This window comes from Saccharothrix sp. NBAS 001 (assembly GCF_056640475.1).
The window spans coordinates 657695-671263 of the sequence record NZ_CM153251.1 but is presented as its reverse complement, the minus strand read 5'-3'; the positions used below and the strand labels follow the sequence as shown (position 1 = coordinate 671263).

Genomic DNA, 13569 nt, shown 5'->3' with positions numbered 1-13569 from the left:
CCACAGGCACCGATGGGTCGTGGAACGCACCATCGCCTGGCTGTTCGGCCACCGTCGCCTGGTCGTCCGCTACGAACGCCACGCCGACAACTACTGCGCCTTCGCCACCCTCGCCGCCACCCTCATCTGCTTCAAACAGCTCGTCAAAACCACCACGTGAGACCAGCTTTTAGCCACTCGATCGGAACACGCAGTTCGGCAACGCTCGCAGTTGCGGTGCAGGTGGGCGGCAAGTTTGCGCGGGCTCCACCGGGTGAAGGGCAGGACTGCCCTTCACCCGGGCGAGCCTTGGCCGTCGCCACGACGAACGCTTCGTCGTCGGGGCTGATCAGGCGGGGACGACCTCCCGCCCAGCCAGGGTCCAGTACCGCCAAGCCGCGGGCGTTGAAGTCGTGGATCACGCCCCGAACGGCGTCGGCGCCTGCGGCGACCAGTCGCGCGATCGACGGCACCGGGGTTCCGGAGGACGACGCCAGGATGATCATCGCCCGGCGCATCCGGATCGTGCCCTGCCTGCCCCGACGCACGTAGTTCAGCAGGCGACGGCCCTCGTCCTCGGTTAATCGACGTGCTCTGACCGGCTCGGCCATCGACCAGCATCCATGCTCGGCGACTACGTCACCGCCGAACATGGGATCACGACGAACCGGGCATCAGGGATCTTGTCCAGCGTGTCCCCAACCCGGTGAACGTATGTGGTCAACACACTGGCCAGCGCTGCCCCGGCGGGGTTGACATGCTCGGAACGACTCAGTGCGCGGGCCGGTCGCCCCGATCGGCAGACATGTCGAACACGCCGTCGTACTCGCGCCCGATCAGCGCGAACAGGCCGGGCGAGGCCACCTCCGTCACCCACAGCAGCGGAGTGGTGGCGACTTCCTCCAGGATCTGGTCCCCCACGACCCGGCGGATCTCTTCCTGCTCCGGTCCCTCGAACTCCCACATCAGCAGGATGAAGTCGCAGTACCGGACGGCGTCCACCGCCGTCCGCGGGTAGTCGCGGAACGCCGGGAAGCCGAACTCGATCCAGAACTCCCCGACCGCCTGCGCGTCAGTGATTCCGAGTACCTCCGACCCGACCTCGATCGCCCGCTCGAAGCACCGCGCGGCCATTCTGGCGAGCATCGGCCGAGTCTCGGGCAACACCATCCAGATCAAGTCCGTCGGCATCCCCATCGACCAACTCATCCGCCGGGCCAGAGGTGGACGACCCTGGCCGCCGAAGAGCCCGTCGAAGATACTTCCCTTGCGCACCGGGACCAGCGAATCGCCGATCCACACCTCGCGCATGTCGTCCGCGTCAGCCACTACCCCACCATCCCGCCAGCACATTTCACAAGTTCACTTCGGCACGACTCCAACCCGCACGGTCAGGCAGGTTCAGAAGGCCCGAGCGCTCCTCTGACGCCCATCACGTCGATTGCGTCGAGGGTCGCTTCCTGCCAGCCGTGCTGCTGCACCGCCACTCCGAACGCCACGACGTTGAGCACCAGGATTGTCCGCTCGATCTTGGCAGCAGGCTGCACCCGGCGAGGCGTGGTACCGGCGCGTTCCTCGAAAACCGCGCCGGTGATCTTCGCTGTCGCGGCATGCTCGTCGACCTTCTTGACCTTGTTCTCGTAGCTCTCGTACCGACCGGGCTTGGCCCGCTTCCAGTCCTTGATCTCCTGCATGACCTTCCCGGTCTCGTCCTGGACATGGATCGCGTTCCACAGCTTCCGCGCCTCGACCTCGGCGACCTCGATGTCCCCGAGGTCGACCTTGGGACCACCGTCCTTGAGGTTCTTCCTCCTCGCATCCTCCAGCCATTCGGCAAGCCCCAGCCATCCGTCGACAGCCTTCTCGTGATGATAGATCTGCTTATCGGGCCTGTCGGCGGGTCCCGTCTTGTTCCCTGTCCTCAACTCGTTGACCAACGCGTCCGCGGTGCTTCCGTCTCCGACCGGTTTGCCCACGGTGCCGGGTCGCAGGTAGACCTGGTCGAGCTTTTTCTGGAGCGCGGCGTCCTTCACCTTGGGTGCAGTCGCGGGCGACGGCAGGGGCGGGGGTGTGTAGTTGGCGGGGTTGGTCGCCCGCTTGGGTCCGTTGACGCCGTCCGCGCCGTGGTTGGCGATGATCAGGCCGCTGGCGTCGTCGAAGGTGATCGGGTTGCTGTTCGCGTAGCCGTAGGAGGTCAGTGATAGCGGGTTGTCGCCGTCCACGACCGGGTCCGGGGACAGGAATCTCCCGGTCGACGCGTCATAGCTGCGGGCGCCGACGTCGGTGAGGCCGGTGGCGGCGCTCACCGGCTTGTCGAGGAAGCCTCGTGCGATCGGCCAGTTGGCGGTCGGGGTGAGGTTGTTGCCGTACGGGTCCTGCGTCCGGCGGGTCACGGAGTGGTTGACCGAGTCGAGCAGGACGATCGCCGTGCCGTGTCGGTCCGCGACCTGGTACTTCGGGTTGCTGTTGCCGACCCGGACCGCGACGGTCTGGCCGTTGTGCTTGTAGTACCGGGTGCCGGTCACGATGCCAGTGGTGTTGTCCCTGGTCAGTTCCTGGTTCGGGAGGAACAGCGTGGTCTTACCGTGGTCGCGCTTGACCAACTGGTTGCCGTCGCCGTCGTAGACGTAGGTCGTCTCGCCGGAACCGGTGGTGACCTTGGCCAGTCTGCTGTCGACGTTCCAGTCGAGGGTCTGGTTGCCGCCCGGCGCGGACTTCGAGGTCGTGTTGCCCGCGTTGTCGTAGCCGTAGGCGGTGGAGGTCGTGCCCGAGCCGTCGGTGACGGTGACGCCGCTGAGCGCGTGCGGCTTGCCAGCGGTGTTGTAGACGTAGGCCGTGGTCGTGTCCATGCCGGTTGTGGCGTGGCGCACCTGGGTGGCGCGCAGGCCGTTGGCGCCGAAGGTCCACGACAGCCAGAACGGCGTCGGGCCGCCGACGTTGGTGCTGCCGGGTGCCGCAGTGCAACTGTCGATCGCGGTCCACGCCGCTTCGAGGCGGTTAAGCCCGTCGTAGTCGAAGCACTGCGTCCGCACGGGTGCGGTATTGGGCAGTCCCTGCGTGTTCACGATCCGGGTGGTGTTGCCGAACGGGTCGTAGGTGTAATCGGTGCCGTCGACCTGGAGTTGGGCGGACTGCACCGACAGGACGCTCTTGGCCAACCGCCGGGTCTGGGGGTCGTAGTCGAACGCCAGCGTCGCGAAGTTGTTCGACGGGCCGAGCATGTACGCGCTCGGCTCGCCGAAGGGCGTGTACGCGGACTGGTCCACATAGGCGTTGCTGCCTAGCGAGCTCTGCGCTCGGCCGTAAGCGTCGTAGGTGAAGCCGATGGATTCGCCCGGCAGTCCGCCACCTGCCAACTGCTGCAAGGACTTGAGCTGGCCGGTCGAGGTGTAGCCGTAGGTCGTGGTGTAGTCGCCGTTCAGCCCCTGTTCCGCAGCCGGGACGCGGACCACCAGCTTGCCCGTCTTGCCCTGAAGGCTGTACGCCGTGACTGCGGTCTGGTAGTTGCCGGTCGGCGTGTGACGGGTCGTCACGTACGGTCGGCCGACACCGTTCGTCGCACCGTCGTAGGTCCAGGTCACCTGTCTGGTGCCTGAGGGCGAGTCGAGGAACTGTCCTGTCTTGCGACCGAGTTCGTCGTAGGTGTAGGCGAGCTTCTGTCCTCGCGCGTCGGTCGTGGTCAGGACCTGGCCCGCGAGGTCATAGGTCGTGGTGGACGTGCCGGAGTCGGGGTCGGTCTGACTGGTCCGACGTCCGAAGAGGTCGTACCCGTACTGCCGGAGGACACCACCGGGTTCCGTGATCCGTTCGACCTGGCCGGCCGCCGTATAGCCGTACGTGGTCGCTTCGTAGGCACCGGTCACGACGTTGCCGGTCACGGCCGGTGTCGTGTTGTGGAGACGGCGCTCGACGGTTGCGGAGCGGACGTCGGTGATCACGGTCTCGGCGACGCCGCCCTGCGGCGGGATGGTGGTCACGCGGTCACCACCGTGGACCGTCCGTGTGGTCCAGGTCGGGGTGGTGCCCCGGTAGGCCGTCGACAGCGTCGGCCTTCCTTGGTCGTCGTAGTCGGTGACCGTGCGGTCGTCGACCGCCGCGTCCGCGACCTCGATCAGCGTGGTGCCGGGGTCACCACCGGTGAAGTATCGGTTGTTGCTCGCGCGGACTCGGCCGTGCGAGTCGTAGAACGTGTCGGAGACGATCCGGCCGTTCTGCGTCTGAGTCTGGGTCTGACGTGGTTGCCCGAGCGCGTCGAGCAACTCGACCTTGGTGACGTAGCCGGTGGACGTGCCGTTGTCGACGAGGGTCTTGGTCGTCACCGCGAGAGGGCCGTTCACCCGGACCACGTAGTCGACGGTGGTGGTCGCGGGATCGACCCCCTTGACCTGGCCGGGCTGCCAGAGCGCGACCAGTCGGCCGAGGGCGTCGTAGTCGGCATCGGAACGCCGGTTCCCGGTGTCGGTCGTGCGGATCACGGCGCCGCGCGGATCTGCCTCGACGGTGTTCTTCTGCCCCTTGGGATTCGTCGTCTCGACCTTGGTCAGCACGCCGCCGAGGGCGGGGGTGAAGGCGATCGTGGTCGGTCGGCCGATCGCGTCCGTGCTCGCCTTGACCCGGCCCGCCGCGTCGTACTCCGTCGTCCCGGTCGTGGCGAAGGTGAGCGAGCCGCCGGAGTTGGCCGTCGCGGCGTCGACCCTGGTGAGGTTGCCGGGACCGGGTATCGCGCCGAGGACGGTCTGGCCGTCGTAGTAGTTCCGGCTGGCCTTGAGGACGAGCGCCGCGGTGGACGGTCCGGACTGGGGACAGACCTCTTGGGAGACAGTGGTTTCGGCGACCCGGTCCCGGATCCACGCAGTGGTGTTGTCCGCGTAGGTGGTGGTCGTGCACAGGTTCGGCACGCCGTCACCGGCGTCGGTGTTGGCGACGACACGGCCTGCGGTGTCGAACCTCGCAGTCGTCGTACTCGTACGCGTGCCACCCGACGCGAGCGCCGTGACGACCCGTGTCTTGGTGCTTCGGACCATGGTGGCGGTCAACGCCACAAGATCGGAGCGGTTGCGGGTTCCGGTTGTCGCGACCGTACCGAACGTCGTGATGGTCGACGACGCGCGCGCCCCACCGACACCGTCGAGCACCTCGACCTCGTGAACCTGCCCTGCGAGCGCGTTGGAGTCTGTCGCCGTTTCTCCGGCCGAGTTCGACATCGACGCAGCACGCGATTGACCGTTCGGCAACCGGTCGCCGTCCATGCCTCGGTAGTAGGTGGTGCGCGTCGCGGTCTGCCGGTCGGCGACCCCGTAATAGGAGTTCCCGGTGTCACCGGTGCGTACCTCGACCTGCGAGTAGCCCCGGAACTGGCCGTAGGTGCGGTGTTCCGGGCGCACCACTTCGTTGTCGTCGTAGTGCCACGCAGGCGAGCCGAGGTAGACGTAGGTGGTCCGTTGCGTGGGCGAGATGGGCTGACGGACTGCCTTCTGGTCCTGGACGTCCACCCTTTCGACGAGGTACTTGTGGAAGTAGTCCAGGGTCGGCTCGGTGTTGGACGGCAACGTCCAGTAGACCGGGTAGCAACGCCGCGTGTTGTTGGCGTGGTCAGCCGGCACGACGGACGCCGTACAGTCCTCGGAGCTGTAGGTAACGTTGATCATCGCGCCCGTGTCGGTCGTGATGTTCGTGACCCGCCAGTGTGGCAGTCCGCCCGCACTGTTGTAGTCCTTCACCCGATTCGACAGCACCTGGCCGGTGAAGGTCACAGGGGGGAGGGTGATCTCGGTGTTGTTCTTCCCATAGCCGGTGCGGGTGATCGACTGGAGCCAGAGCTCCTTGTTCGCGATCTCCTTGAACTCGTGTCCGAACTGGTAGCGGTCCACGTTCACCGGACCGGTGCCCGGGTTGTACCGCGTGGTGATCGTCGTCAACCGCTTGGTGGACCAGAACGACGGCGAATGGACGTTGCAGACCGTACCGGCCTTGCACTCCTGGTCCTGCGGTGCGTCCGGCCAGCGGGAGCGGTTGTCGGTGGTGAACTTCGCCGGATCGCAGTCGAATCCGGCGTCAGGCAGGCAGCGTTCAGCGGTGTCGAAGGCGATCTGGTTGGGCACCACGGATCCGTAGATGGAGCCGCCGGTGTTGCGCAGGCCGTAGTCGATCCGCTTGAGCGTCCCACCCCTGGTGTAGGAGACCCCACCGGTCTGGCGGTTCGCACCGTAGTGGTTCGTCTCAGGCGCGTAGTAGTACGCGGTCGCATTCCCGTGGAGGTCTTCGACGAAGTCGAGGTTCCACCGCCACGCCTGCGCGCACGACGACGCTGCGAACCCGCTCGGGTTGAAGCACGGGTCCCCCTGCCGGGGGCCGTACACGGGAACGGTCCACGCGGCGTTGGTCTGTTCCTGATTGGTGTAGCCGGGACCGCGATTGCGACCGAAGTAGTAGCTCACCCCGGCCTGGGTGGTCACCTTCCAGTGCTCGCCACCGTTGACCCCGTTCACGGCGTTCGGGAGCAGTTCTACACGCGAGCCGCTGTCGGCTCCGGCGCGCCACGAGCCTGTCGCATCGTCGCGTACGAGCGACGTGGTGCGGCCGTCAAGGCTCAAGGTCACGACCTGGCCGGCCCAGCACAGATCACCTGTCTGTTGCACGACAGGAAGGCTCTTGTCCGAGGCGCAGGTCCGGTAGGTTCGCTCGATGAAGCCGGGCGTGTAATCCCACCCCTGACCGATCCATGAGGTCTGCCCGTTGGTGGCTGCCGTGCGACCATCCACTGTGGCCGAGTCGTAGGACAGCGCGACCGAGGGAACGACCGTGCCCCCGACGGCGGGCTTGGGGATGTTCAGCGGGTAGGTCCAGGCGAACGAGCCCGCGCTCCCGGTCACCGACCACGTTCCGGACGGCGCGAGGGAGCTGGCCTGGAAGCTGCCGTTCGGGCCGGCGGCATCCGCCGTCGCCGCGAGCAGCACGGACCTCGACGGGGGGCCGCCCACGAGCTTTTTCGCGGCGGGCTGGTCGGGTGCGACCGGCGAGACGAGCGCCGTGAGGGTCGTCCGGGCCTGGTCGTTGGTCGACGGCAGAGGGGTGCGGACCTGGCAGTCCGGCATCTCGGGCGTTGTCAGTGCACACAGGGGCACCTGCTCCCACCGCAATCGCGAGCCGAAGTCACCACCACTGGCGTTGCGGAAACCCGAGTAGTCGATGCCCACCGACACGTCGTCGGGTGCGTCCTCGGCCGGAGTCACCGAAACGACCACACCGGTCACACCGGCCCGCTCCGCCGCCTCACGGTCGATCACCTCGACCTCGTACCTGCCCGCGCCACCTCGCGTGTCGATCGTCACCGGGAGGTCACCTACTCGCTGCGGAGTCGCGCCCGCACCGAGAGTGGCCTTGCCTGAACGGGGCCATGCCGCGTCACTCACCTCCGCCGGAGGCACTGCGGCCGGGTGGACGTCCTCGGCGAGCGGGACTTCCTCGTAGGGGATCGACTCTTCGTTCCGAAGCACGGCCAAGCCGCCCGGTGAGACGATGTCGGAAGTCAGCCCGAACGCCATCGAGGCCGCCATCACCGCGACCAAAACGACCGATGCCACCCGTCCGATCTTCCCGGCGCGGGCAGTATTCACAGTGGATGTGCGTACGAAGAACCGGTCGCGCATGACTCAAGCCCCCCTGAGAACAGGACCATGATCGGCCCTGGGCGAGCGGAACAGTAAGTCATGAACCGCCGGGACGGAAGAGTTTTCACCTTCTTCTCCGGCGCCCGATCCGCCTCACGTCCGCGTTACACGACCAGGTGTGATCCTCCCCACGCGTTCCCCTCTTTCCGCAGGTAGGCACGGCTAGTTACGGTCCGCTCCGGCCTGATTCGGCCATTCGCGGAACCGTCCGGGGGGACCTGTGCGTCCAATATCTTCTTTGTTTGCTGCGCGCAGGCGTCCTGTCGCGCTGGTCGTGCTGACCGCCGCCCTACTCGCGCAGACCGCCGTGGGCCTGGCTCCGACTGCCGGCGCGACGCCCGAACAACCACCCTCGCAGGCGCCCGCCGACGCGACGCCTGCGGAGGAGACGGCACTCACCGAAGCCGTACGCACCGGACAGCCCGTGGCGGTGGAGGACAAGCTCACCGAGACGAGCACCGTGCTGGCCAACCCGGACGGGACGTTCACTCTCCGCTCGCACGCGAAACCGGTGCGCACCGAGAAGAACGGCACCTGGCACGACATCGACACCACCCTGACACGCGCGGCGGACGGCACTCTCGCCCCCACCTCGGCACCGATCGACGTCTCGTTCTCCGACGGCGGCACCAAGCCTCTGGTGACCCTGCGCGAAGGCGACAAGACGTTCACGCTGAGCTGGCCCGCACCGCTCCCGGCACCGACGGTCGACGGGTCGAGCGCCGTCTACGCCGAGATCCTCCCCGGGGTAGACCTGAACCTGACCGCGAGCAGCACCGGCTACTCCGAGGTCCTGGTCGTCAAGGACGAGCGTGCCGCCGTGAACCCGGCGCTGGCGTCGTTCAAGCTTCAGGCCGCCGCGACGGGCCTCGACCTGACCACGGACACGAACGTGCTCAGCGCGACCGACAACACCGGCCGCGTCGTGTTCCAGGGCTCGACACCGATCATGTGGGACTCCACCAAAGACCCCAAGCGTGGCCCCACCCCGACAGCCACCGACCCGGGCAGCGGCAAGGTGTCCTCTTTGGACATCGCCGCGAGCACGGTGGACAGCGGACTGGCGACCACGACGGAACTCACCGTCAAACCGGACGTCGAAGCGCTGCTCGGCGAGGACGTCGAATATCCGGTGTACATCGACCCCGCGATGTCCCGCTCCCATGACGGTTGGGCAGAGGTGACCAGCAGCGGCTGGTACTACTGGAACGCCAACATGGACGCCCAGGTCGGTTACTGCGGGGGCTGGGACGGTTGCGGCGGCTTCTGGACCGCCCGTTCCTACTTCCGCTTCCCCACCGGCGAACTCCAGCAGCGCAACGGCGTCAAGGCCACCATCTTCGGCGCGACCTTGTACGCCCTGCAGAAGCACGGCACCTCGTGCACTTCCCACCCGGTCACGGTTTACCAGACCAACTCCTTCGACCAGAACCTCCGCTGGCCGGGAGCAGGCGGCTTCGAGGTGAACCGGCAGTCGTCCGGCGCGGGCGACCAGTGCGGCGGTGCGGGCTGGCTCGGCTTCAACGTCCACTCCAGCCTGAACAACGTCGTCGACTGGAATTCACCTTCACTGCCGCTCGGCCTGATCTCGCCGGACGAAGGCAACCGGGACCTGTGGAAGAAGTTCGCCAACGACCCGCACCTGGACGTGACGTTCGCCTTCCGGCCCAACCCCGCCGACCCGCCGACCATCGGCAACGCGGTCACCTGCGGCGGCAGGACTGTGGTCCCCGACACCAACCCGACGCTTTACGCGACAGCCACCGACAACAACAACCCGCCGCTCAACCTGGAACTCTACTACGAGGTCTGGACGAGCAACGGCGCCACCATGCAAGCGGACTCACGTAGCGCGCCCCCTGTCATCGCCTCCGGCTCACAAGGCCGATGGGCCACCACCACCAGCCTGCCCAACGGGGACTACTACGCCCGGGTGGCGGTGAAGAACCAGTTCCCGGGCGACCCTGCCCGCAACCTCTGGGGTGAGCGGTGGTCCTGGTTCCTGTGGTTCACCGCCCGCTCCGCACCCATCACCGCCAAGCCCACCATCTCCAGCACGGACTACCCGGCCAACTCATGGGGACGTCCACAGAACCTGCCCGGCGCATTCACCCTGGACGCCAAGGGCGCGAGCAACATCGCCGGCTTCACCTACACGTTCGACGGTGCCGGCACCGAACGGGTTCCCAACACAAACGACTGCGACTACAACCAGGTGTTCGGCACCAACGGCGGTTGGGTCGCGAACAACGGCGGTAAGGCCACCGTCACCATGCCGGCGACGATCAGTCCGGGCTACCACTCTCTGCACGTGCGCAGCTTCGACGACGCCCACAAGCTTTCACCCGAGTCCGACATCTACCGGTTCTACGTCGCACCCACCTACACGCCGATTGCGCCGACCCAGCGCACCGAAGCCGAAGCCCTGACCGGCACAGGGTTGTCCACCGCGATCACCAATGACGCAGCGGCCTCAGGCGGCAAGTACGCGACGGTCACCTCGACCAGCAGTGGCGCGTTCCTCAAGTACCCGTTCACAGTTCCGGTCACCGGTGACTACAACGTCGACGTCGGTTTGGTTGACAGCGCCACGCTGCCGGACTTGGTCGGTTTCACCCTCGATGGCGCTGTCGTCAGCGACGTCCACCAGGGCGGAACCAAGCCGACCACCACCATCGTCGACAAACAGATCGCCGGCCTCCGCCTCACCGCAGGACAGCACGAACTGGGCGTTTCGATCGTTAAGAAGGCCGACTCCACCGCCACCCAGTTCCTCGCCGGCATCGACTACATCGACCTGTCCCCGACCGTGAAACTCGATGCCGAGACGCTGCCCGTCGTCTCCGCCGACCGGCCCGTCATCCACTGGCCCGGCAACACCAGCGTGGACTGGAACAGCGCCGGGATGCGCCGGTTCGACGCCGACAACAGCGGCCAGGCCGTCACCCTCAAGTTCACCACCCCGATCGAAGCGGACTACGCGCTCGGCCTGGGCCTGGTCACCAACAACAATCGCGGGCGCTACACAGTCAAGGTCGACGACATCGTGATCGGCGACACCGACACCAATCCCATCGACGGCTACGGCACCGCCATCACCACCAAGCACACCAACCTCGGCGGAGCCCACCTCAGCGCGGGTGAACACAAGATCACATTCCGGTCGACGGAGCCGAACCCCAGCTCGGTGTCACCACGCTTCCTGCTGGCCATGGACTACCTGACGGTACAACCAGTCAACAATGCCACGGCGACAAGCTTCACCAACGCCATGAACAACAAAGGCATCAGCAACGACGGCGTCACCACGGCCAGCTTCGGCGACCTCGGGTACGGCATTTCCGCGCAGACTCTCGCCGCCGCGGGACTTGCCGCAGGCAACACGGTGATGATCGAAGGCGCGGCCTTCACCATGCCCTCGCCCGACCCCGTCAGCGGCAACGACAACGTCATCGCGGCCGGGCAGACCATCCCCTTCCCCGCCGCCCAACAGGTTAAGGCCAGCGCCGTGGGGTTGCTCGCGCTCAGCACCTGCGGAGCGGTCAAACCCCGCACCGGCACGATCACCTACACCGACGGAACGACCAGCAATCCCCAGTTCCCCGAGATCAACGACTGGGTATGGCCAGTCCCCGCGGACTACACCGGCATCACCCTGCCCTACCGAAACTCCCTGCTGGTCAAGGAAATCCAGTATCAACCGATGATCACGCCCGTATTCCTGCCCGCCGACCCCACCAGGGCCGTCAAATCCATAACCCTGCCCAACTACGGCAGCTCGCTGCTCAGCCGCGCGTGCAACCCGCCGGAACTCCACGTCCTCGCCATCGCACCACGCCCGGTCGCCACCGGCTGGGTCGGAGCCTGGGCAGCCCCGTCAGACGCAGCCGTCGTGCCCCCGGGCGGTCACGGCTTCGGCGACAAGACGCTGCGAACCGTCCTACGCCCCACTGTCAACGGCGGTCAGGCACGAGTGAAGCTGTCCAATGCCTTCAACACCGCATCGGTCACCATCGACGCGGCCACAATGGCCGCCCAGACCGGCACCGGCTCGGCAACCACCGCAGCCACAGCCCTCACCTTCGGCGGGAAAGCCTCGGTAACCCTGCCCGCCGGCGGCGAGGTCCACAGCGACCCGGTCGCCTTCCCCACCGGTGGCAACGGCAATCTCGTCGTCAGCCTCCACCTACCCACCGCGACCGCGCTCGCTCCCACCCACGGCAACGCGACCGCACCGACGTTCCTGGCCAACGGCAATACCGTCACCAACACCAACGGCACGCCGTTCACCACCACCCTCACCGGCAGCTACTTCGTCACCGGCGTCGAAGTGTCCACACCGGACACCAGCCACGGCACCGTCGTCGTCCTCGGAGACCACCTCACCGCCACAGCACCCCCCGGCGGCGCCCAACGCAACACCTGGGTCGACGAACTCCCCGCCAAACTCGCCGCGGCCGGCGGCACCATCCCCGGCGGCCTGGTCAACGCCAGCCGCGCCGGCGTCCCCGACACCGCCCGCTGGCGCATGACCGACGGCACCGGCACCACCGCCCGTGACTTCGCCGGCACCAACAACGCCACCGCCCAAGGTGGCGTCACCTGGAGCACCGACAACGGGGGCTCGGCCGTCCTCAACGGCACCAGCAGCCACTTCACCGCCACCAAACCCATCGACACCAGCAAGAGCTTCACCGTCACCGCGTGGACCAAACTCCAGTCCGACACCTCCTGGCAGACGCTCCTCAGCCAGGACGGCACCACCTACAACCCCTTCTACCTCCAGTACTCCCCGGACCATCGACGCTGGTCGCTGGTCGTCATCCCCTTCGACGCACAGCCCGACCGCGGCAGCCGCATCCTGTCCAAAACCGAACCGGTCCTCAACACCTGGACCCACCTGGCGGCGACCTACAGCGCCGAGACGAGGACAGTCCGGCTCTACGTCAACGGCGAACTCCAGGATAGCCTCTCCGGAATTTCCTTGTTCGCGGCTAACGGCCCCTTCACCATCGGACGCGCCAAATACCTCGGCACCCCCACCGACTACTACAGCGGCTCAGTCGCGGACGTCCGAGTCCACCAACGCGTCCTCTCCCTGGGCGACATCCGGCTCACCTACGGTCAGAAGACCTCCAAGCCGAGCATCGACACCGGTTCCCTTGCCGCGGCAAACGCGGCAAGGGACCTGGACCGCACCACCCTCGGCTCCCCCAACGTCCGCACCGTCCTCGTCGCAATGGGCGCGGCGGACCTCCTGAGCGGCGCGTCGGCTCCAGACATCCAGGCGCAGCTGGCGAAGTTCATCAGCTCGGCGAGCGTGGGCGGAGTCAAGCGGTACAACAGGACGGACGGCAACCCCATCCACGTCATCATGACGACCATCCCCCCGCTCGGGCTGGACGCCAACGATCCCCGAGAAGCACAACGCCGAGCGCTCAACGACAAACTGCTGACGTCATACCTCGACTTCGGCGCGGACTACGTCGTCGACTTCGACGCCGCCGTGCGAGACACGGTCAACCCGCAGCGACTCTCACCGCAATTCCTCACCAACGGCAGTGCCAACGCGGCATACCACAGTCAGATCGCACAAGCCCTGGCAGACGCGATCAACGACTTCCCGCCCCGAGCAGAGCTCTGAGCTTTTCCTTTCAGGGACTACCTGTCGTTCGGCACCCTGGTTGATCGTGGGCGCGGCCCTTGGTTGATGATCCTCTCTGCGAGAGAAGGATCATCAACCAAGGGCCGCGTGATCAGTGCAGGACCTCAACCCGACGCGGGTGCCGGGCGGTTGTCCGGGCTCCGCAGCGAGTTCCACCGTGTCCGACCCGTCGGGCGGACGAGTTGTTCAAGCTGGCCGATACCGTGCTGTACGCGGACGGGCCGGTGCGGACGTTGGTCGGGTTGTCGCCGGTGC

4 protein-coding genes and 1 pseudogene are annotated in these 13569 nt (G+C 66.8%); 2 read left to right on the top strand and 3 right to left on the bottom strand.

Annotation, left to right across the window (positions count from 1 at the left end; genetic code table 11):
• Window positions 1-4: 4 nt before the first annotated feature.
• Window positions 5-160: pseudogene (locus AC0HI0_RS03005) on the top strand (IS5/IS1182 family transposase); the annotation flags it as partial.
• On the opposite strand, the gene AC0HI0_RS03000 reads toward AC0HI0_RS03005, so the two are convergent.
• From AC0HI0_RS03000 to AC0HI0_RS02990, 3 genes are all read right to left on the bottom strand, one after another.
• Window positions 144-590, bottom strand: coding sequence for a helix-turn-helix domain-containing protein (locus AC0HI0_RS03000; RefSeq protein ID WP_480930688.1), 447 nt, complete (start codon window positions 588-590; stop codon window positions 144-146). The pseudogene AC0HI0_RS03005 and the gene AC0HI0_RS03000 overlap by 17 nt on opposite strands.
• A 160-nt stretch (window positions 591-750) precedes the next feature.
• Window positions 751-1308: a hypothetical protein gene (locus AC0HI0_RS02995; protein ID WP_480930687.1), complete on the bottom strand. Its 558-nt coding sequence runs from the start codon at window positions 1306-1308 to the stop codon at window positions 751-753.
• A gap of 62 nt (window positions 1309-1370) precedes the next feature.
• Window positions 1371-7310, bottom strand: a complete 5940-nt coding sequence (locus tag AC0HI0_RS02990) for an RHS repeat domain-containing protein (protein WP_480930686.1) — start codon at window positions 7308-7310, stop codon at window positions 1371-1373.
• Between the two features lie 613 nt (window positions 7311-7923).
• Between AC0HI0_RS02990 and AC0HI0_RS02985 the strand changes: the two genes are divergently transcribed.
• Window positions 7924-13293 carry a LamG-like jellyroll fold domain-containing protein gene (locus AC0HI0_RS02985; RefSeq protein WP_480930685.1) on the top strand — a complete coding sequence of 1790 codons (5370 nt, stop codon included), beginning with the start codon at window positions 7924-7926 and terminating at the stop codon, window positions 13291-13293.
• The last annotated feature ends 276 nt before the right edge of the window (window positions 13294-13569 follow it).